At 67.4% G+C, this 20,517-nt stretch carries 15 protein-coding genes and 1 pseudogene; 7 read left to right on the forward strand and 9 right to left on the reverse strand.

What is annotated here, in order from left to right; genetic code table 11:
• Positions 1 to 9 precede the first annotated feature (9 nt).
• From ACFVVK_RS02035 to ACFVVK_RS02055, 5 genes are all read right to left on the reverse strand, one after another.
• Entirely contained in the window at positions 10 to 1,176 is a 1,167-nt protein-coding gene (locus ACFVVK_RS02035) for an MFS transporter (protein WP_390262787.1), read from the reverse strand.
• A gap of 318 nt (positions 1,177 to 1,494) precedes the next feature.
• Positions 1,495 to 2,040 carry a TetR/AcrR family transcriptional regulator gene (locus tag ACFVVK_RS02040; RefSeq protein ID WP_390262694.1) on the reverse strand — a complete coding sequence of 182 codons (546 nt, stop codon included), beginning with the start codon at positions 2,038 to 2,040 and terminating at the stop codon, positions 1,495 to 1,497.
• The gene (locus ACFVVK_RS02045; protein ID WP_390262789.1) at positions 2,037 to 2,582 is read right to left on the reverse strand and encodes a sugar O-acetyltransferase; all 546 of its coding nucleotides are present in this window, start codon (positions 2,580 to 2,582) and stop codon (positions 2,037 to 2,039) included. The genes ACFVVK_RS02040 and ACFVVK_RS02045 overlap by 4 nt, the downstream gene beginning before the upstream one ends.
• 113 nt (positions 2,583 to 2,695) lie before the next feature.
• Positions 2,696 to 3,229: a GNAT family N-acetyltransferase gene (locus ACFVVK_RS02050; RefSeq protein WP_390262697.1), complete on the reverse strand. Its 534-nt coding sequence runs from the start codon at positions 3,227 to 3,229 to the stop codon at positions 2,696 to 2,698.
• Between the two features lie 48 nt (positions 3,230 to 3,277).
• On the reverse strand, positions 3,278 to 4,630 hold the full coding sequence (locus tag ACFVVK_RS02055; RefSeq protein ID WP_390262699.1) for an MFS transporter: 1,353 nt from the start codon (positions 4,628 to 4,630) through the stop codon (positions 3,278 to 3,280).
• A gap of 141 nt (positions 4,631 to 4,771) precedes the next feature.
• Between ACFVVK_RS02055 and ACFVVK_RS02060 the strand changes: the two genes are divergently transcribed.
• Together ACFVVK_RS02060 and ACFVVK_RS02065 are read left to right on the forward strand one after the other, a co-directional pair.
• The gene (locus tag ACFVVK_RS02060; RefSeq protein WP_390262702.1) at positions 4,772 to 5,626 is read left to right on the forward strand and encodes a LysR substrate-binding domain-containing protein; all 855 of its coding nucleotides are present in this window, start codon (positions 4,772 to 4,774) and stop codon (positions 5,624 to 5,626) included.
• A 218-nt stretch (positions 5,627 to 5,844) separates the two neighbouring features.
• A complete protein-coding gene (locus ACFVVK_RS02065; protein WP_390262704.1) occupies positions 5,845 to 6,288 on the forward strand; it encodes a hypothetical protein in 444 nt (147 codons plus the stop codon).
• 147 nt (positions 6,289 to 6,435) lie between these two features.
• On the opposite strand, the gene ACFVVK_RS02070 is transcribed toward ACFVVK_RS02065, so the two are convergent.
• Together ACFVVK_RS02070 and ACFVVK_RS02075 are read right to left on the reverse strand one after the other, a co-directional pair.
• Positions 6,436 to 9,981 (reverse strand): bifunctional proline dehydrogenase/L-glutamate gamma-semialdehyde dehydrogenase, encoded by a 3,546-nt coding sequence (locus ACFVVK_RS02070; RefSeq protein WP_390262706.1) that lies wholly within the window; start codon positions 9,979 to 9,981, stop codon positions 6,436 to 6,438.
• A 377-nt stretch (positions 9,982 to 10,358) separates the two neighbouring features.
• A complete protein-coding gene (locus ACFVVK_RS02075) occupies positions 10,359 to 11,822 on the reverse strand; it encodes an amino acid permease (protein WP_390262709.1) in 1,464 nt (487 codons plus the stop codon).
• Positions 11,823 to 11,964: 142 nt separating this feature from the next.
• Between ACFVVK_RS02075 and ACFVVK_RS02080 the strand changes: the two genes are divergently transcribed.
• The 4 genes and pseudogenes from ACFVVK_RS02080 (at position 11,965) to ACFVVK_RS02095 (ending at position 15,707) form a co-directional block, all read left to right on the forward strand.
• Positions 11,965 to 12,915, forward strand: coding sequence for a LysR family transcriptional regulator (locus ACFVVK_RS02080; RefSeq protein WP_390262792.1), 951 nt, complete (start codon positions 11,965 to 11,967; stop codon positions 12,913 to 12,915).
• 71 nt (positions 12,916 to 12,986) lie between these two features.
• Positions 12,987 to 13,415, forward strand: coding sequence for an aspartate 1-decarboxylase (panD, locus tag ACFVVK_RS02085; RefSeq protein WP_390262712.1), 429 nt, complete (start codon positions 12,987 to 12,989; stop codon positions 13,413 to 13,415).
• Between the two features lie 198 nt (positions 13,416 to 13,613).
• Positions 13,614 to 14,540: an AEC family transporter gene (locus ACFVVK_RS02090; RefSeq protein ID WP_390262715.1), complete on the forward strand. Its 927-nt coding sequence runs from the start codon at positions 13,614 to 13,616 to the stop codon at positions 14,538 to 14,540.
• A 79-nt stretch (positions 14,541 to 14,619) separates the two neighbouring features.
• Positions 14,620 to 15,707: pseudogene (locus ACFVVK_RS02095) on the forward strand (FAD-dependent oxidoreductase).
• A gap of 20 nt (positions 15,708 to 15,727) precedes the next feature.
• On the opposite strand, the gene ACFVVK_RS02100 reads toward ACFVVK_RS02095, so the two are convergent.
• A complete protein-coding gene (locus ACFVVK_RS02100) occupies positions 15,728 to 16,387 on the reverse strand; it encodes a cyclodeaminase/cyclohydrolase family protein (RefSeq protein ID WP_390262718.1) in 660 nt (219 codons plus the stop codon).
• Positions 16,388 to 16,587: 200 nt separating this feature from the next.
• Between ACFVVK_RS02100 and ACFVVK_RS02105 the strand changes: the two genes are divergently transcribed.
• A complete protein-coding gene (locus ACFVVK_RS02105) occupies positions 16,588 to 17,712 on the forward strand; it encodes a DUF1524 domain-containing protein (protein ID WP_390262721.1) in 1,125 nt (374 codons plus the stop codon).
• A 6-nt stretch (positions 17,713 to 17,718) separates the two neighbouring features.
• Here the strand turns inward: ACFVVK_RS02105 and ACFVVK_RS02110 are convergent, their stop codons facing one another.
• Entirely contained in the window at positions 17,719 to 20,346 is a 2,628-nt protein-coding gene (locus ACFVVK_RS02110; protein ID WP_390262724.1) for a trehalase-like domain-containing protein, read from the reverse strand.
• Between the last annotated feature and the right edge of the window lie 171 nt (positions 20,347 to 20,517).

Raw genomic sequence — 20,517 nt, forward strand, 5'->3', positions numbered from 1 at the left:
CGCGGTGCATCATCTGCGCATCTCGCGGGGGCCGGCGGGGTAGCCGCACTTCCGGTTGGCGGCGATGATGCCAAGAGCGGCTGCTACGGGCGCTGTAGCGGCCAGCGGCACGAGCCCGGCACCCAGCGTGGTGAAGGCAAGAGCGCCATACGCGGCGCCGACGGCGATGCCCAGCTGGATGGTCACGACCGTCAGGCTGTTCGCCGCGTCCCTGTGCTCGCCGCCGGCTCGGAGGATCGCCGCCTGGTTGTAGATGCCAATGGCTCCGAAGGCCGTTCCCCAGAGGGCCAGCAGCGTGAATGCGCCGGCCCAGGTTCCGCCCAGCACAGGGAGGAGGGCGAATGCCGCCAGGAAAAGCGTCACGGCCGTCAGCAGGGACCGCCTGGGGTGGGAGTCTGCCGTGATGCCGGCGATCCAGATGCCCAGCAGGCTCGAGACGCCGATCACCGACAGGGAAATGCCGGTGGCGTTCGCCGGCCGGCCCGCGCTCAGGAGGAACGGGGCGATATACGTGAAGAGCGCGAAGTGCGCCAGGAGCAGAAGCGGCCAGGCCGTAGCGACTGCGATGACGCCGGGAACGGCCAGTGCCCGGCGCAAGGACGGCGCTGGTTCCCGGCCCGCGTCCGCGGCGGGCGGGAGCAGCCACACGGCCACGAGCGCGAGAAGTGCCGCGACCCCAGCCAGGACCAGGAAGGATGTACGCCAGGACAGCACGGAGCCCATCATGGTGCCAATCGGGGCACCAACGGCCAGGGCGATGCTGTTTCCGCTGAAGACTATGGCCATGGCCTTGCCGACCGAATGCGCCGGCACAATTCTTGCCACGTACGGTGCCATGGTTGACCAGAGCAGCCCGTGGGCCACACCGCCGAGGAGCCTCGCCGCAATTGCCCAAGGAAGATTGAGGCTGAATGCCAGCAACACGTTGCTAAGCGCGAAAGCGAGAACCGTGGCGATCAAGAGCGTCTTGCGGGGCACCCGTCCGGCCAGCAGCCGGGAAAGGGGCAGTGCCGTGAACACGATGACGGCCGCATACACAGCCGTCAGTGATCCGACAGCCGACTCCTGCACTCCCAGGTCACGGCTGATCTGCGGCAGCAGCCCGGAGGGCAGCAGTTCGGTGGTGACGGCGGTGAACCCGGCCGCGGCCAGGACCAGGAGCCCGGCCACCGGGATGCCGGATCCGGCCGTTAGCGGGGGAGGTACTGCGCGTGATCCGGCTGGCGTCCTTGATGGAGCCTGCTGGATTCCGGAGAGGGGCGCTTCGTGCGGCAAATTTTCTCTTTCTCAGGGTTCGACTTCATGGCCGGCTTCTGACGCGCGCCCGATCACCAGCCCGTGTCTTGACAGGACGGCGTGGGGGCTGTGCGCACGCCAGCACAGCACACATGTTATGGGAGTGTTCTGCTCAGGCCGCCACTGAACAACATAACCGGCTTTCAGCCGATGCTGGGAGTCCCTGCTGGAACCCCTTTCACCCAGCGGCGGGCCTGCTCACAGCGGACCCGCGACCCTGTTCACGGCTTCGCGGACGGTCTCGGCGGACATGGGGTTCAGGGCAAGCGCCCGATGGAGGGAAAGACCCTCGATCAGGGCGTCGAGTATTTCGGCTGTGGCGGGATCGAAGTGCCGTCTCAGGGCGGCACGGCTCCTGGCCATCCAGTTGTCGGTCACCCGGCGCAGGTCCGGGCGGCGCGCGGCCAGGGCGTAGAGCTCATAGGTCAGCAGGACGTTCCGGCGTCCCCCGAGCATCTCTCCGGTGATGAGCGCCGCCACCGCTTCCCGCGCCGCATCCGGTCCCTCTGCGCCAGCCAAGGCTGCCTCGAATCCGTCGGCGGTCTCGTCGGCAAGTTTCGTGAAGGCGGCGGCAAGCAGATCGTCGAGGCCCTTGAAGTGGTAAGTCAGCGATCCGAGGGGAACGTCCGCGGCCTGCGCTACCTTCCGGTGGGTCGTGGCGGCAACACCGTGCTCCGCGATGACGTTGAGGGTCACCTCTATGAGCCGCTGCCGGCGGTTGGGATCGTACCGGCGCTCGCTCAAATGCTGCGGACGACGCGGGCGGGATTGCCCAAGGCGACGACGTTCGCCGGCACGTCCTTCGTGACCACCGCCCCGGCGCCGATAACCGAGTTCTCCCCCACCGTCACCCCGGGCAGGATGATCGCCCCTCCGCCGATCCAGACGTTGTCACCGATGGTGATGGGCTGCGCCGCCTCGAGCTTGTCCCGGCGCGGCCCGGGCTCCACGGGGTGCGTGGGCGTGAGCAGCTGGACGTTGGGGCCGATCTGGACATCGTCGCCGATGGTGATGGCGGCCACGTCCAGGGCCGTGAAATTGAAGTTGATGAAGGTCCGGGCGCCGATCCGGAGGTACTTGCCGTAGTCGACAAACAGCGGCGGCCGGATCTCCGTGTCCTCGCCGATCGAGCCGAGGAGGTCCTCCAGGATCCGTCTTGCCTCATCGCGGTCCCCGGCCCACGTCCTGCCGTACCGGTCGGCGAGTTCCATGCCCCGCCTGTTGTCGGCGGCGAGCTGCGGATCGTCGGCGATGTACAGGTCTCCGGCAAGCATCCGTTCCTGCATCGTCCTGCTGTCACCGGCAAAATACTGCTTCACAAAATTCCCCTTCGCATGGGCGTTATGTACAAACGTACACTGTGGACGTACGTCTGTGCCTAATGCCGGGACCTGCGTTGTCAGCCCTTCGCCGGGAGCACAAACTCGAGGATAAAGTCGTTCTCCACGGAATCGCCAAGGGTGAAGAACTTCGTCCCGACCTTGGTGAAGCCCGACTTCTCATAGAAGCGAATCGCCTTCGCGTTCTCGCTGTTGACGCCCAGCCAAACGCCTGCCGCTCCCTGGTCCGCGGCCCAGCCCAAGGAAGCCTGCATGAGTGACGAGGCTGCGCCGCGTCCGTGGTGGTCCGGATGGACGTAGCACTTGCTCAGTTCCACGGACGGCTGGACGCTGAGTGCGCCGAGCACGTCGGGGTCCGCTGCCGGCCGGTCCACGAGCAGCGTGTACCCGTCGAGCCGGCCGCCGCGCTCAAGCACCAGGACGGCGATCTTGCTGTCGGCGAGGTACTCCGCGAACCGGTCCTCGCCGAGCGTCCGCTTGAGGTGGAGCCGGATGTCCTCGGGCGAGGAGCCAGGCGGGCACGCGAGGGGGAAGGTCACCGCCGCCAGGTCAGCCAGGGCGGCAGCATCCCCGGCACCGGCCTTCCGGATCACGGAACCTCCAAGGTTGGTAGGGGGCGAATCACTACAAGAATAGTCCCGCTAGCGGCCTTCCTGCGGCACGATCCGCAGCAGCCGGCGCCGCCCTTTCAGGTCCACCTTGAGCATGAGCTGCCCGCGCCGGGCCAGCACGACGGCGACCGTTATCGCGGCGAGCATCGGCACGCCCCCGGCAATGAGGACTGCGGTATGCGGGTCCGCGTGTTCGGCGAGCCAGCCGACCATTGGGCCGCCGATGGCCTGGCCGCCGATCAGCACCATGATGTACAGGCTCATGACGCGGCCGCGGATCGCCAGGTTGGCACTGACCTGCACCAGCTGGTTCGCGGCGGTCAGGAACATGAGGCACCAGAAGCCGGCCAGCACCATGGCCGCACCAAACCAGGGCATTGACGGGGCGCGCGACGCCAGGCACAGCATGAGACCGTACATCCCTGCCCCCAGAACCACGGAGCGCAGCCGGAGCCGGCGCCGCCGGGCCGAGGCAATGGCGCCTGCCAGCGCGCCGAGCGCCACGAGCGTGTTGAGCAGGCCGTAGCCGCCGGCACCGGCGTCGTACACGTGGTCCGCGAATGCGGCGAGCAGCACCGGCAGGCTCATCGCGAACACCGCGACGAACCCGGCCATCAGCCAGGGCCAGTAGATCGTGGGCTTGCTGAGCGCGTAATCCAGCCCTTCCCTCAGCATGCCCCGGCGCTTCGCGACCGGAGTGCTGACGTGCAGCTGGTCCTTGCGCAGGCTCAGGAGCATGGCCACGGTGCAGCAGCAGGCCACGGCATTCGCGGCAAACGCCCAGCCCGCGCCGACGGCGGTCAGCAGGACCCCGGCAATGGCAGGACCGATCAGGCCGCCGAGCTGGAAGATGGTGGAGTTCACACTGATCGCGTTGCGCAGGTAGCGCGGACCCACGAGTTCGTTGACGAAGACCTGGCGGGCCGGCTGGTCCAGCACGGTGACGAGGCCCAGGACCAGGGCGATCGCGTAGACGTGCGCGACCTCGATCCGCTGGCTGAGTGCCAGCACGGCAAGGGACGCAGCGAGTAGCGCGGCCACGGACTGGCACAGCATGAGGATCTTCCGCTTCGCGAAGCGGTCCGCCATCATCCCGGCCCACGGTCCGAGGAACAGGGACGGAAGGAACTGCAGCGCCACGGTGATGCCGACGGCGGTGACCGACCCGGAGAGCTGGAGCACCAGCCAGTCCTGGGCGATCCGCTGCATCCAGAGCGCGACGACGGCGATGAAGTGACCGGTCGCGAAGATGCGGAAATTACGGACCTTGAGCGAGATAAAGGTGTGGCGCCACGGGAGGTGCTCGTTGACGACGGCGATGGGTTGGGTGATGGTGTCCGGCAGGGAAGCTGAGTTCGCCTCTAACGGCGCAGGGGGTGCCACGGCAAAGTCCTTAAGAGGGCGGGTGAGCGGGATGGACTTAACGCTAGGCTGGCCCCACAAGATTATGGAAGGCTATTCCCGGCATAACTAGCATTACGAATCGCAATGCACGCACCGGAGGGCCCGATCCGGGAGACACCGATGTTTGAACCCGCCCAGCTCCGTTCCTTCCTGGCCGTGGCCGAAACGCTGAGTTTCACCAAGGCTGCAGAACGCCTCGGGCTGGCCCAGCCCACCGTCAGCCAGCACGTCCGCAAGCTGGAAGCTGCCGCCAAGCGCGTGCTCATTGCCAGGGACACCCGGGGCGTGCGGCTCACCGACAATGGCGATGCCATGGCCGGTTTCGCCCGGAGCATTGTCGCGGCGCACGACGCCGCGAGCCGCTATTTCTCGGGATCGGCGATGCGCGGCCGGCTGCGCTTTGGCACGGCCGATGACCTCGCCATTACCGGGCTGCCGCGGATCCTCCGGGAGTTCCGGCAGATATATCCGCAGATCAACCTCGAACTGACGGTGGGCCAAAGCGACCAGCTCTACAAGCGGCTCAACGCGGGCCAGCTGGACCTGGTGTTTGTGAAGTGGGTGGCCGGGGCCAAGGACGGGACGGTGGTGCAGCAGGATGCCTTCGCCTGGGTGGGCCTGGAGCAGACAACACTGGATCCGGCCGACCCGGTGCCACTGATCGCGTATCCCTCCCCCAGCCTGAGCCGAAAGCTTGCGATAGACGCCCTCGAGGCCGCCGGACGGACCTGGCGGATCACATGCACCACGCGCCAGATCAGCGGCGTGCTCGCTGCCGTCCGGGCCGGCATCGGAGTGGCTGTCATGCCCTCCTCTCTAGTGCCGGAGGATCTGAAAATCATCACCCGCCGCTTCGACCTGCCGCCCGTGGGCGACGTCGACTTCACGCTCATCCGCAATCCGCTGGCCAATGCCGAGGTGATTGATGCCCTGACCCAGGCCATCGTGGGCCGGACCCTGAAGCGCCAGGCCTGACACGGAACGCCGCAGGCCGTACTTACGGAAAGGGCTACCCGGCCGGGCGGAGTACTTACTTGACCATTGAACCGTGCAAGTACTTCATCTATCCTGACACTACCCAGGATCGACCCGTACGAGGTCAAGAAGTGGCCTCGACAGCGATTCGAAATACGAACGCTATCCGACGCTGACGCCGTATGGCTGGGTGCCGGACCGTTCGGGATAGGCCGACAATGACGCCAGCCACGAACCACCACACACTGCCCTCACCCACCGGCCGCCTCTCACGGGCCGTCCGTCCAGCAAACCCCACGGCGCATCACGGCGCCGCCCAGCGCCCCGGTATCTCCCAGCACACCGGCGCCGTCCAGTCCTCCGGCCCCACCCAGGCCTCCAGCACCGTCCAGTCCTCCAGCGCCGTCCAGTCCTCCGGCCTGGGCCGGCGGACCATCCGCCCGGCCACCTTGGCCGAATCCGACTACGTCGCCAATCCGTTTTGCGAACACTGCGGCACCGACGAGTTCATTTACCTCGAGTCTTTCGTCCCGGCTACCCACCACAGGGACGGCTCCATCAGCAAGCTCGCTGAGGTCACCTACTTCTGCTCGGGCTGCGATGATTATTCCGCCCACGCGGTCCCGGCTTCCTGGGCCCCGCCGGGCTGGTACTTCGGCTAGCCGGGCCTCCGCCGGCGGCGTAGTTCGCCTACGACCCGGCGAACCGGCCATCCAAAGCCCCCCTTAACGCCGGCGCCGCCGCGCCCCACCTTCTGGTGGGGCACGGCGGCGACGGCGTACTAGCACGCCCGAGTTAGATCAGCAGTGCTAGATCAGGGCGTCCGAGAGGTGGTTCGGAGTGCCGAAACGGTGCGCCGTGATGCTGATGGCCTGCTCGTGCAGGAACGGCAGCAATTCGACGCGCCCGGCCTCGGTGACCGGGTGGGCGTAGACCGCCAGGTCCGGTCGCCCGCCGGTTGCCTCGGCCAGCGCTTGGGTGTCCCCGCCGATGAGCCGAATCCGGGCGCCGGACAGCTTGCCGGCCGCGGCGAGCCTGCCGGCGGCAGTCAGCCACGCGGCGTCGTTCTCCACAGTGGCGGTGATGCCAAGCCCGGCAAGGGCGGCGCGGAACTCGGCGGGCAGTTCGACGGCGGACGAAACCGTCAGCGCGGAACCGGCCAGGACACCGGCGGCGACGGTCCGTGCGAGGTCGCCGAGCGATCCGCCTTCTGCGAGCCGTACCGTGACGGGCAGGGCACGGTAGCGGAAGACGTTGCGTTCGGCGCTGAGGCCCGAGACGTCCTTGGCGGTGCCGAACTCCTCGGCCCAGGCCCCGGCGTCGGAGGCCAGAGCGCGCTGCAGCGGTGCGAGTTCTTCGGCGGACAGGAAGCCCTTGGCCGCGTCCTCGATCCCGCGGACACCGGAATGGACAACGGCCGGGGTGCCGGCGGTGCCGGGCTTGCTGACCCAGTCGCCGAGGCCGACGAGGTAGTTCGGACCGCCTGCCTTGGTGCCGGCGCCGACGGCGGATTTCTTCCAGCCGCCGAACGGCTGGCGCTGGACGATTGCTCCCGTGATGCCGCGGTTGATGTAAAGGTTTCCGGCCTGGATGGTGTCCAGCCAGAGGCCGAGCTCGTCGGCGTCGAGGGAATGCAGGCCCGCGGTGAGGCCGTATTCGATCTGGTTCTGGATCGCGATGGCCTCCTCAAGGGTCTCCGCCGTCATGACGCCGAGGACGGGGCCGAAGAACTCGGTAAGGTGGAAATAGGATCCGCGCTTGACGCCGGAGCGCACACCGGGGCGCCAGAGCTTGCCGGTGTCATCCAGCCGGCGGGGTTCCACTGCCCAGGTCTCGCCGTCGCCGAGGGTGGTGAGGGCGGTGAGGAGCTTGCCGCTGGCGGGCTCGATGATCGGGCCCATCTGGCTCGCCGGGTCCGCCGGGTAGCCGACCTTCAGCGAGGTGACGGCGTCGATCAGCTGGTTGTGGAAGCGCTTGGACTTGGCCACGGAACCGACCAGGATCACCAGCGAGGCGGCAGAGCACTTCTGGCCCGCGTGGCCGAACGCGGAGTAGGCCACGTCCTTCGCTGCCAGGTCCAGGTCCGCGCTCGGGGTGACGATGATGGCGTTCTTGCCGCTGGTTTCGGCCAGGAGCGGCAGGTCCTTGCGGAAGGAGCGGAACAGCTCTGCGGTCTCGTAGCCGCCGGTGAGAATGACGCGGTCCACTGCCGGGTGGGAAATGAGCTGCTGGCCGAGTTCCCGCTCACCGAGCTGGACCATCGTGAGGACCTCGCGCGGGACGCCGGCCTCCCAGAGGGCCTCGATCATGACGGCGCCACTGCGGCGGGCCTGCTTGGCGGGCTTGATCACGACGGCGGAGCCGGCGGCGAGGGCTGCCAGCGTCGAGCCTGCCGGAATGGCGACCGGGAAGTTCCACGGCGGCGTCACGACGGTGAGCCTGGACGGCACGAACGTGGCGCCGTCGACGTCGTCGAGTTTGCGGGCCGACTCGGCGTAGTAGTGCGCGAAATCCACGGCCTCGCTGACCTCGGGATCGCCCTGGTCGATCGTTTTGCCGGTCTCGCTGGCCATGACCTCGAGGAGGTCGGCCCGGCGGGCTTCGAGGACGTCGCCGGCACGGTGCAGGATTGCGGCGCGCTCGGCGCCGGACAGCGCACCCCAGACCTTGCCCTTCTCGACGGCTGTCTCGATGACGGAGTTCAGGGTCGCCTCGTCCCTGATCGTGGCGGCCTCGACGGCGGCGTTGCCCAGCGTGGAGCCGGGGACGCGGCCCAGGATGGCGCGGCCCCAGTTCCGGTTGGCCGGCAGCGACGGATCGGTGTCCGGCGTGTTCTCGAACGAGTCGTCCGGCAGCTCGGCTGCCGGGAGGGCGCGGTCCTGCCGGCGGTTCGGCGGCGGGACCTCGTCGTCGAGCTTGGCGAGCGAGTCGAGGAAGCGCCGCTTCTCGCGCTCGAAGAGCGCTTCATTATCGCTGAGTTCGAAGACCGCGGACATGAAGTTGTCCTGGCTGGCGCCCTCTTCGAGGCGGCGGATCAGGTAGGCGATCGCGACGTCGAACTCCGCGGGGTGGACCACCGGGGTGTAGAGCAGGAGGGAGCCGACGTCCTTTTTGACGGCCTCGGCCTGCCCCTGGGCCATGCCGAGCAGCATCTCGAATTCGATACCCTGCTGTGCGGTATCCGCGATGCCGCGCTGCTTGGCCAGCAGCCAGGCGAAGGCGATGTCGAAGAGGTTGTGACCGGCCACGCCGATCCGGACGTTGCGGATCCGTTCCGGGTGCAGGGAGTAGTTAATGACACGCTTGTAGTTGGTGTCCGAGTCCCGCTTGGTGTTCCAGGTGGCGAGCGGCCAGTCGTGCAGGGACGCTTCCACCTGCTCCATCGGCAGGTTGGCGCCCTTGACCACGCGAACCTTGATCGCGGCGCCGCCGTCGGCGCGGCGGGCGGCGGCCCAATCCTGCAGGCGGATCATGGCGGCCAGGGCGTCCGGCAGGTAGGCCTGGAGCACGATGCCGGCCTCGAGGTTCTTGAACTCGGGCTTGTCCAGGATCCGGGTGAAGACCGCGATGGTCATGTCCAGATCCTTGTATTCCTCCATGTCCAGGTTGATGAACTTCGCCTTCTTCCCGCCGGCGGCGAAGGAGGCAGCGCGGGTGAAGAGCGGGGTGAGCTTCTCCACGACGTGCTCCACGGCCTCGTCGAAGGCCCAGGCGGAGTGCGGCGCCACGGTGGAGGAGACCTTGATGGACACGTAGTCGACATCCGGGCGCGCCAGCAGGGTGTGGGTGCCCTCGAGCCGGCGGGCAGCCTCGTGCTCGCCGAGGACCGCCTCGCCGAGGAGGTTGACGTTGAGCTTGATGCCCTCCTTGCGGATCTTGGCAATGGCCGGGCCCAGCTTGGCGTCGGTGGCATCGACGATCAGGTGGCCGACCATTTCGCGCAGGACGCGGCGGGCAACCGGGATGACCACCTGGGGCAGAACGGGGGCCATGGCTCCGCCGACGCGGACGGCGCTGCGCATGTACCAGGGCAGGAACGCCGGCACCTTGGGAGCCAGGGCGGCGAGGTTGCGGCCGGCGACCTGCAGGTCTTCCGGGCGGATGACGCCGTCGACGAATCCGACCGTGAAGTCCAGGCCGTTGGGGTCCTTCAGGACTCCGGCCAACTGCTGGGCCGAGGCGTCGACGGGCACTTTTGCGGCCTCGGTGAGCCAGTGGCGCACCAGCGCGATAGTGTCCTCCGCGAGCGCGGCGGCCTCAAGGACCGTGGAGCCTTCCGAAACGGCGGCGTGCGGGGCTTCCTTGCCTGCGGCGCTGCCGGTCACTGCGCCCGGCTCCGTCGAGATGTTGGTCATGGCTGAAACTCGTTCTTTCTCAAGATGTGGACCTCTTATGAATCAGTATGCGACTGGAGTCCCATAAGATAAAGCGACCTTTTCCGAGCGATACCGGTTAGAAAAACCGAAGGTTCAATTTCCCGCCCGAACGTTCGGAAACCACACCCCACCCTCCCGCACGTCCTGCCCCCTTCCAGCCGGCCCTCCCGCACCTCCTGCCCCCTTCCAGCCGACCCTCCCGCACCTCCTGCCCCCTTCCACCCGACCCTCCCGCACATCCCGCGACGAAACGACGGCCCCTCTCCCCCGAAGTGAGAGAGGGTGCGTCGATATTGGGTCAAAACTGAGGGAGCGTCCGGTTGTGTGCCGCCACAAGTGAGAGAGCGTGCCTGGGGTTACTCGACGTGGCGGTGCATCTCCACGAGCTCCTCATGCCGCGGGCTGTCCGGGTTCATCAGCGAGTGCTTGCGGCCGTAGGTGAAGTAGATGATCAGGCCAATCACGAGCCAGATCCCGAAGCGCAGCCAGGTCTCCCAGTGCAGCTGGAACATCAGGAACAGCGAGGCGATCACACCGAACGCCGGAACCACGGGCATCAGCGGCAGGCGGAAGGTCCGCGGGGCGTCGGGCCTCTTGTAGCGGAACACGATCACCGACACGCAGACGACGACGAACGCAGCCAGAATGCCGATGTTGGTCAGGTCTGCCACGGCTTTGATCGGCAGGATGCCGGCCAGGACGGCGGCGGCCGCACCGCCGATCCAAGTCACGCGCTGCGGCGTGCCGTGCCGGTCCGTCTTGGAGAACCAGCCCGGCAGCAGGCCGTCGCGGCTCATCGAGAACCAGACGCGGGTGACGCCGAGGAGGAAGGTCAGCATCACGGTCATGATGGACAGGACTGCGAACACGGAGATGATCGTGGCGATGATCGGCAGCCCCACGCTGTTGAAGGCGGAGGCGAAGCCGGCCTTGGGGTCGATCTCCGAGTAGTGCTGCATTCCGGTAAGCACCAGGGTTGCGGCGACATAGAGCAGCATGGCGATGATCAGAGAGTAGATGATTGCCCTCGGCATGTACTTCTTGCCGTCGATCGATTCCTCTGCCGCTGTGCTCATGGCGTCGTAGCCAAACACCGCGAAGAACACTGTGGCGGAGCCGGCCACCACGGGACCGAACCCGCTGGGCATAAAGGGATCGTAGTTTTGGGTATTGATGTAGAAGATGCCCAGTCCGATGATGAACAGGATCAAGACCACCTTGATCCCGACGGCGATCACTTCAAAGCGTCCAAAGGTCTTGGTGCCGCGGGAAAGGATCCAGGTCACCAGCAGGCAGATGAGGATTGCCGGCAGGTTGATGATCCCGCCCGTGCCCTCATCCGGCGTCGCCGTCATCCAGGCGGGCATATGGATGCCGATGCCGGCGAGGAAAGCGTCGAAGTAGCCAGAGATGCCGATGGCCACGACCGCCACAATCGCGATGTACTCCAGCAACAGATCCCAGCCGATGAACCAGCCGATCACTTCACCGAGGGCCACGTAGCCATAGGTGTACGCCGAGCCGGCCCGCGGGATCATGCCGGCGAACTCAGCGTAGGACAGTGCCGCGGCGGCAGAGGCCAAGCCCGCGATCAGGAACGAGATGAGGACGGCGGGGCCGACGCCCGGCTCGCTTTCGCTGCCGTGGGCCACCAGGCCGGCCAGCGAGAAGATACCGACGCCGATGATGCCGCCGACGCCGATGGCCGTCAGCTGCCAGAGCCCGAGGCTCTTATTCAGTCCGCTGTGCCGGTTCTCTTCCTCAATGTCGTCGATCGGCTTGCGCCTCATGATCGACCGCGCCAAATCTTGTGTAGCCATCAGGCCCTCCTGCATAGGTGTGACGCCCACCAAACAGCTTTGTGATGGGCCTTACCGTGTCGCAACAGTATGCAAGCCTGATTGCATTAGATAAAGTGAATTTTCTTAATCAATAACCATTAAATTTCTCAAAGGAACGATGATGCTCGACGTTCGGCGTTTGCGACTGCTGCGTGAGCTGAAAATCCGGGGCACATTGGCCGAAGTGGCCGAGGCGCTCCAGTACAGCCCGTCGTCAGTTTCTCAGCAACTGGCCCTTCTTGAGAAGGAGGCTGGGGTCGAACTGCTCCGAAAAACCGGACGCCGGGTCCAGCTGACGCCCCAGGCTGAGCTACTCGTGAGCCACACGTCCCAGCTCCTGGAGACGCTGGAGCAGGCGGAATCCGACCTGGCCGCGTCACTGACCACGGTTACGGGCACGGTGCGGATCGCGGTGTTCCAGTCCGCAGCGCTGGCGCTCATGCCGGGCGCCCTGACGCTGATGTCCTCCAGCTACCCGGAGGTCCGGGTGGAGATGACGCAGCGGGAACCGGAAACGGCCCTTCACGAGACGTGGGCCCGGGACTTCGACCTGGTGATCGCCGAGCAGTACCCGGGACACGCCGCCCCGCACTATGCCGAGCTGGACCGCGTGGGCCTGACCACTGACGCCATCCGGCTCGCCGTTCCGCCGCCCGCGCCCGGCCGCCCCGTCATCCGGACACTGGCTGATACCGCAGGGCTGCCCTGGGTGATGGAACCCCGCGGAGCCGCTTCCCGGCACTGGGCCGAGCAGGCGTGCCGGAGCGCCGGTTTTGAACCCGATGTGCGCTTCGAAACCGCCGACCTGCAGGCCCAGATCCGCCTGATCGAATCCGGAAATGCGGTGGCCTTCATGCCTGACCTCGTGTGGACGGGCCGCGGCACCAGCGCACAGCTCCTGGATTTGCCCGGAGATCCGCACCGGACGGTGTTCACCTCGGCGCGGCGGTCCAGCGCCAAACGCCCGGCCCTTCTGGCAGCCCGGGAGATCCTGGCGGCGACGGCGGCATCCATCGTTCCGGCCACGGCCGCCGGCACGCTCAATGCCGCCCCGGCGGACCACCCCGCGTGAGAATACGGCTGCCTGCCCGTGTGCACTGCGCCACAGCGCGGACGTGGGGCCCGCGTTAGACTGGGGACGTTATGAATCGCACAATGTTTAAATCCAAGATCCACCGCGCGACGGTCACGCATGCGGACCTTCACTACGTCGGCTCCGTCACCGTTGACCTGGATCTGCTGGAGGCGGCGGACATCCTCCCCGGGGAGCTCGTGGCAATTGTCGATGTCACCAACGGTGCCCGGCTCGAGACGTACACGATCGCCGGCGAACGCGGTTCCGGCGTGATCGGCATCAATGGCGCCGCCGCCCACCTGATGCACGAGAACGACATCGTCATCCTGATCACCTACGCCCAGATGACCACGGACGAGGCGAAGGCGTACAACCCGAAGGTGGTCCATGTGGATCAGGACAACAAAATTGTCCAGATCGGCAACGACCCCGCGGAGGGCATGACCCCCGGGCTCATGCGCCCGCCGCACGCGCTGAACAACGCGGCGCTCAGCTAGCCTCACCCGGCTTCCCGCCGCAGCCGCGCCGGCGCAGCGCCCCGGACATAGACACGGACATATCTGACGGCGGCCCGGCCGGCGTGACGCACGGCATGCAGCCGTCGGGCGTGATTAGGGCACTTCGGCGAATAAAGCTGATTAGTCTGGAACCGTGACCGTTCCCCGCCGCCCTCCCGCCCCGCCGCGGGGCGCCGCATGCTAGGGGTACTGGCGGGGTTCTTCGTTGTCTGGGCCATCATTCTGGTCGGCATGTTCGTCGGCCGGCGGAACATCCTCGGCGATAACGCCCGTTCCGTCCTCAGCGCCCTGACCTTCTTCGTCGCCAGCCCCGCCCTGCTGTTCGAGACTCTCAGCAAAGCCAAACTGCACGACGTCTTTGCCGCGCCGCTGCTCGTGACGGCAGTCGGAGCTGTGTCGACGGCGCTGCTGTTCTTCGGCATTGTGCGCTTCGCGCTCAAGCGCACGGTTCCGGAATCCCTCATGTCCTCCATGAGCGCATCCCTGGCCAACTCTGCCAACCTTGGCATTCCCATCGCCGTCTTTGTGCTCGGCGACGCCAGTTACGTGGCGCCCCTGCTCATCTTCCAGCTGGCCTTCTTTACCCCCGTGTTCCTTATGGCCCTGGATGCCACCACCAGTTCGCACCGCACCACGCCACTGAGGTTCGTGCTCATGATCCTGCGTAACCCGATGATCGTGGGCACTGCGCTGGGTCTCACCGTTGCCGCAACCGGGTGGCAGGTGCCTTCGCTGCTTCTGGAGCCCATCCACTTGATCGGCGGGGCCGCCATCCCTGCCATGCTGATCGCGTTCGGCATGAGCCTGAACGGGTCCAGGCCGCTGCAGGCGGCTGCCGGGCGCCGGCTGGACGCCCTGCTGGCGAGCTTCTTCAAGCTCGTCGTCCATCCACTGATGGCGTTCCTGTTCGCCAGCTTTGCCCTCGGCATGTCAGGCAAGGCATTGTTCGCCGTCGTCGTCACGGCATCGCTGCCCACCGCCCAAAACGTGTTTGTCGCTGCCAGCCGTTACCGCACCGGCGTAACAGTCGCCAAGGACACGGTGCTGATCACTACGGTAGTAGCGGTGCCGGCCATGATCGGCGTGGCCCTGCTGCTGGCCTGAACCCGCTCTGACGGCCGGCACGAACCCCGGAGGAGGACCCTTGAGAACCTTGGACACGGTGATCATCGGCGGCGGTGCGATGGGCTCCGCCACGGCGTGGGCGATGGCCCGGCGCGGCGTGGATGTGACCCTGCTCGAACAATTCGGGCCCGGCCACCGCATTGGCGCCTCCCACGGCACCACCCGCAACTTCAACCCCGGCTACGCGGATCCGGACTATGTCGCCATGCTGGCCGAGTCCGCGCGGCTGTGGAACGAGCTCGAAGCGGACAGCGGCGAGCGCCTCCTGGCCCGGACCGGCGTCGTGAACCACGGCAGCGATCCGCGGCTGCCGGAGATCCGGCATGCCCTGCTCGCCGCCGGGCTCCGGGCGGAATTCCTTCCCCTCGAGGAAGCTGCCGAGCGCTGGCGGGGCATCCGGTTCGACCAGCGCGTGCTGCACATGGCCGACGGCGGCCAGCTGAACCCGGACGCCGCCCTGCCGGCGATGCAGCGGCTCGCCGCCGGCCTCGGCGCCGACATCCGCCATCACGTGAAGGTGCTGGAGCTGAAAGTTCTCGACGACGGCGTCCGGCTCACCATCGAGTCTGGCACTGTAGAGTCCGGTGGCCGGACAGAGGTGCTTACCGCGCGGCAGGCCGTTGTCACGGCCGGCGGCTGGACCACCAAGCTGATTGGGGCAGTGGCGCCGCTCCCCCGCCTGACGGTCACCCAGGAACAGCCTGCCCACTTTGCCATCGCGGACGACGGCGCCCGCTGGCCGGGGTTTAACCACACGCCCGGCGGCGGGGACGCGTACGCCTACTGGCGTTCCCCCGTCTACGGCATGCAGACGCCGGGCGAGGGGATCAAGGCCGGCTGGCACGGGGTGGGCCCGGTCGTGGACCCGGACCGGCGGAGCTTCGCCCCTGAGCCGGGTCAGCGCGCAGCCCTGCAGCGCTACGCCCGGGACTGGCTGCCCGGGGTCGACGCCGACTCCCTCACCGACATCAGCTGCACCTACACCACCACCCGGGACGAGAACTTCATCCTTGACCGGATCGGGCCGGCTTCTCCGGCCACGGCTTCAAGTTCACGCCTGCAGTGGGCAGGATCCTGGCTGACCTCGCGACCGGCGACGGCGGGGCACCGGCGATCTTCTCGGCGTCCCGGCCGGGAGTGGGGTGACGGCCGGACACTGCGCTGTATTAGCCGGCGTCGGTCGGCGCCGCACGGTTATCTATCCCGGCGGCTAGCCTGTCGATCCGGTCAAGTGCCGTGTTGAGGTGCTCGACGGTCGCCCACAACGCTGGATGCTGTTCCCTGACCTGTTCGAGTGTGGCGCCAGCCGAGGTGAGCGCAGCGAGATCGAAACTGACGTTGGTGCGTGCCCCGGTCACCGCAGCCCTCAGGGCTCCGAACGCGACGACGACGTCGGCAATGAGTGCCGGGTTGCCGTTGGAAGCAAGCCACCCCAGATCTTCTATGGCATCGATGGCACGCTCGCCCAGCACGGCGGATGCCTTGGCGGCGTCCACGGAGGCCCGGTGGATCGCGTCCTCGCGTTCGGGCCCCGGCTCGCGCCGGAACGCGGCCCCGAACGCCTGGGACCTTGACGCATCGTCGTCGGCCAGCCGAAGAGCGGATTCTCGGAGCGAACGCGCCCGGGCGTGGACCTTGGCGAGTTCCCCGCGCCGGCCCTCCTCGGCCTCGGTGTAACCGGCAACCATCGAGGTTAACGAGGCCGCGATGGCAAGCATCACTCCCGCCCCGGCGCCGCCGCCTGGCGAGCCGGTGGACTCTGCCAGAGCCCGCGTCCAATCCTCCACGGTCGACTGTTGAGTTGTAGCCGCCTCGGAATCGTCCATGACAACAAGTGTGCCCATATTCGGGCGATGCCGGGAATATGACGAATGCTGCCCCGCAACAATGCGGGGCAAAGTGACCGGCGTGGGCGGGCAGTCCAAACGTTGGACGCCCGCTAGGCTTGAGGGCGGTCCGGGGGCAGCCGCAGACCATGAACGCATCAACAGAGCACGTATCAGCAGCGAGCACGTAGGGAAACACATTGCACAGCCTCGGACCAGGCCCAGAACATGGCCGGAAGATCGGCCCTGTCGACTGGATTGCCCGCGGAGTGGCCGGCCTCCTGCTCGTTGCGACGTCGGCGTGCGCCGGCCCCGGGGCTATCCCGGCGGCCGGGACCGGCGTCGTCCGTCCTGCCACGGTGGCCGCCTCCACTGGGCCGGGTGTCACCGCACCGTCCGCCACCGCACCGTCCGCCACGGCACCGGGCGGCGCGGACGCTGCTCCGCTGGATCCGGCCACCACCCCCGCAGTCAACGCTCCCGGTGTCGGTTCCCCGCACCAGCAGCCTGCCGTCGCCAGCAAGGCCCTGGCAGTGCTGGCGACGTTGCCCGTCAAGGGCCGCGCGCCGAAGACGGGCTATTCCCGTGACCAGTTCGGCCCGGCCTGGGCTGACGTCGACCACAACGGCTGCGATACCCGCAACGACATGCTCCGCCGTGACCTCAAGGCCACCGCGCTCAAGCCCGGAACGCGGGACTGCATAGTGCTCTCCGGTGTCCTGAACGATCCCTACACGGCCGCGGCCATCAATTTCGTGCGCGGCAACGCCACCAGCACAGCGGTCCAGATCGACCACGTCGTGGCGCTCAGCGACGCCTGGCAGAAGGGCGCGCAGCGGCTCAGCCCCGCCCAGCGCTTGTCCTTCGCGAACGATCCCCTGAATCTGCTGGCCGTGGACGGCCCCACCAACATGAGCAAGAGCGACGGCGACGCCGCCACTTGGCTGCCGCCAAGCAAGTCCTACCGCTGCGCCTATGTCGCCCGCCAGATTTCGGTGAAATCCAGCTACGGTCTTTGGGTGACTCAGGCCGAGCACGACGCTATGGCCCGGGTGCTGTCAGAATGCCCGGGCGCCCTGGCACCCACCAGCCGGCCTGCTGCCGCTCCTGCAAAGGCCGCGCCGGCACCAGTGGGCGTTCCAGCAGCCGTCGCCCCGGTCGCCCCGGCACAGGTTCAGAAGGCCGTGCCAGCACCAGCACCAGCACCAGTGTCCTACGCGAACTGCACCGCTGTCCGCGCCGCCGGCGCGGCACCCATTCGCCTCGGCCAGCCGGGATACAGCAGGAAGCTGGACCGGGATGGCGACGGCGTCGGCTGCGAATAGCCGCGATTAGCCTTTCTGGAATTCATCCAGGAGCCGGGCGCAGCGGATGAACCCCAGGTGGGAGTATGCCTGGGGATGGTTGCCCAGGTGGGTTTCCGTGCCGGGGTCATACTCCTCGGGCAACAGCCCCGTGGGCCCGAACAGGTTCACCAGCTGGTCGAACAGGTCCCAGGCCTCGTCGATCCGGCCCACTGCGACGTAGGCCTCGATCAGCCACGTGGTGCAAATGTGGAAGCCGCCCTCCAAACCCGGCAGGCCGTCGTCGTACCGGTAGCGGAAGACGGTTGGCCCAACCCGCAGTTCCCGTTCCACCGCCGTGACGGTGTCCAGGAAACGCTCGTCATTGACGTCCAGGAGGCCGGACAGGCCGATGTGCAGCACGGCCGCGTCCAGGTCCGGGCTGTCGTACGCCACGGTGTAGGAGGACGCCGTTTCGTCCCAGCCTTCGCGCAGGACCTCCTCGCGGATGACCGCGGCCGTGGGCTCCCAGGCCGGACGCGGTTCCCGGCCGTGCCGGGCCGCGGTGCGCAGTGCCCGGTCCAATGCCACCCAGCACATCACCTTTGTGTAGACGTGATGCCGCGGCGGCCGGCGCGCCTCCCAGATGCCGTGGTCGGGCTCATGCCAGCGGGCCAGCACGGCCGAGGCCATCTGGACCATCAAATCCCAGTGGGCGTCTGTGAGCACGCCTTGGCGGGCGCCGAGCGCGTCGATCAGGTGGGCAATCGGGCCAAACACGTCCAGCTGCACCTGGTGGTCGGCAGCGTTCCCGATCCGGACCGGGCGAGATCCGGCGTAGCCGGGCAAGCTCTCGATGATGGCCTCAGTTGACAGCGGCGCCCCTGTCACCGAATACAGCGGGTGCAGCCATTCCGGGCCCGGAGCGCGGGCCAGGATCCGGGCCAGCCAGGCCAGGAAGCCCTCGGCCTCGGCAGTGGAGCCAAGGTCCATGAGGGCATGAACGGTCATGGCCCCGTCCCGCAGCCAGCAGTACCGGTAGTCCCAGTTCCGGGTTCCGCCGATGCCCTCCGGCAGCGAGGTTGTGGGTGCGGCCAGCACGGCACCCGTGGGTTCGTGGACCAGGGCCCGCAGCACAAGCGCGGACCGGCGGACCAACGACGGTTTGACGCCCGGCAGCTGCAGCTCCCGGACCCAGCGCCGGGAATGATGGGCGGCGGCGGAGCGGCGCGAGGTTTCATCCTGCTGCGCCACCCGCCGGGGCTCGGTGTCCCCGCAGCGCAGGTTGAGGACGACGGGACCGTTCCGCAGGTCGACGTCCGCCGTGGCGGTGGCGTGTCGGCCGTCCGAGTTGATGGAAAAGCTCGCGCCGGGCGCCATCAGGATAATCGGGTCCGCGGTCCCTACAACGTGCAACTCCGTTCCGCGAACCTCCATGCTGAACGGCGCATTCGCGTAGTCCGGCCGCGGAGCGAAGACGACTCTGGCCGTGCCGGTGCCGGAAAGGACCCGGACCAGGCTGGTGATGCCGACCGGGGCGGGCTCCAGGTAATCCGTCACGGTGACGTCGGCCCAGCGGGTTTCGACGATCATGGTGCTGTCCACGTAGCGCTGGCCCAGGACCTCCGAGGATTTCACCGGTTCCACTGAGAAGTGGCCCGCCGCGTCACCGCCGAGCAGATGGGCGAACAGCGAGCCGGAGTCCGGCAACGGGTGGCTCATCCAGCAGATGTTCGCGTCCGGTGTGATCAGGGCGGTGGACGAGCCGTTGCCGATCAGGGAGTGCCGTTCCAGCCCCACGGCGTCCTCGCCGAACAGCCATGCCCGCCGCAGTTCGAACAGGATGGCCAGTACCCGGGCGAAAGATTCCGGGTCCCGGAGCCGGTGGCTCGCCACGCTGGGCCCTTCCCCCACGCGTAGCGCCATGTCCGGCCCGCGCAGTGTTGCCATGGCCAGCTCATCGCTGGATGCGTCGCCGGCGTAGAGGGCGGCGCTGACGCCGAGCATGGAGCGCAAGTGCTCCAAGGCGGAGGCTTTGGATGGTTTGACGGAGGACAGGTCCAGGACTGAGCCGTCGACAATGAAGGTCAGCCCGTGCGTCCGTGCGATCGTCTCTGCCTGCTCGCTGGCCAGGGCGACGACGTCGGGTGCGGCCGAGTTGGTGTGCACGGCCACGGCAACCGGCTTCCGTTCGATCGTGATGCCGCGGTAGGCGCCCACGGTCTCGGCAAGAGCTTGGCTGGCTTGCTGTAACACGGATTCTGTGGCAAGCGAGAGCCCATGCGCGTACCCCATGTCGAACTCTGCACCATGCGAGCCAACAAGGTGCACCTCGGCGGGCAGCCGTGAGACCGCGGCCAGGTCCCGCAGGGAACGGCCCGAGATAACGGCCGTGTGGGTGTTCGGGAGGGCGGCCAGCGCCCGTAACGCAACCGCCGCACTGCCCAGCGGGAGCGTTTCGGTCGAGATACCTTCCGCGCCGCAGAGGGTACCGCCGTAATTGCAGGCCACCAGCAGCCCGGGCGTGCGCGCAAGGATCTTCAGGTCGGCGAGCAATTGTGGAGTCAGGCCGTCGTCGGCAGCGTCGGCCTGCACAAAAGCGCGAAGCAGGCCCAGCGGGAGTGACTTTGTCAGGAGGGCAGCGTCAGACACGGACTGGTTGAACGGAGTGGGCATGCGTTGAGTCCTTCGAATAGTCCCCAATGCCAGCATGAAAACCGTCCCCGGAAGGGCGTACTTCCAGTATCCTCCGCGTCCGATTTCGGGGGAATGTCCCCGCTGTTGCTTGTCTGTAACTTCTGCTGGCGGGAGGGCCGATCAGCCGTAATCTGAAGGTCAGCGGGCGTA

Source organism: Arthrobacter sp. NPDC058192 (genome assembly GCF_042883665.1).
Lineage (GTDB): Bacteria > Actinomycetota > Actinomycetes > Actinomycetales > Micrococcaceae > Arthrobacter.

Bases quoted from the DNA above. Each gene is read 5' to 3' on its own strand.
- ACFVVK_RS02090 (WP_390262715.1), top strand. From the start codon at position 13,614: ATGCTAGGGGTACTGGCGGGGTTCTTCGTTGTCTGGGCCATCATTCTG.
- ACFVVK_RS02100 (WP_390262718.1), bottom strand. From the start codon at position 16,387: ATGGACGATTCCGAGGCGGCTACAACTCAACAGTCGACCGTGGAGGAT.
- ACFVVK_RS02070 (WP_390262706.1), bottom strand. From the start codon at position 9,981: ATGACCAACATCTCGACGGAGCCGGGCGCAGTGACCGGCAGCGCCGCA.
- ACFVVK_RS02110 (WP_390262724.1), bottom strand. From the start codon at position 20,346: ATGCCCACTCCGTTCAACCAGTCCGTGTCTGACGCTGCCCTCCTGACA.
- ACFVVK_RS02080 (WP_390262792.1), top strand. From the start codon at position 11,965: ATGCTCGACGTTCGGCGTTTGCGACTGCTGCGTGAGCTGAAAATCCGG.
- panD (WP_390262712.1), top strand. From the start codon at position 12,987: ATGAATCGCACAATGTTTAAATCCAAGATCCACCGCGCGACGGTCACG.
- ACFVVK_RS02045 (WP_390262789.1), bottom strand. From the start codon at position 2,582: ATGCAGGAACGGATGCTTGCCGGAGACCTGTACATCGCCGACGATCCG.
- ACFVVK_RS02060 (WP_390262702.1), top strand. From the start codon at position 4,772: ATGTTTGAACCCGCCCAGCTCCGTTCCTTCCTGGCCGTGGCCGAAACG.
- ACFVVK_RS02075 (WP_390262709.1), bottom strand. From the start codon at position 11,822: ATGGCTACACAAGATTTGGCGCGGTCGATCATGAGGCGCAAGCCGATC.
- ACFVVK_RS02065 (WP_390262704.1), top strand. From the start codon at position 5,845: ATGACGCCAGCCACGAACCACCACACACTGCCCTCACCCACCGGCCGC.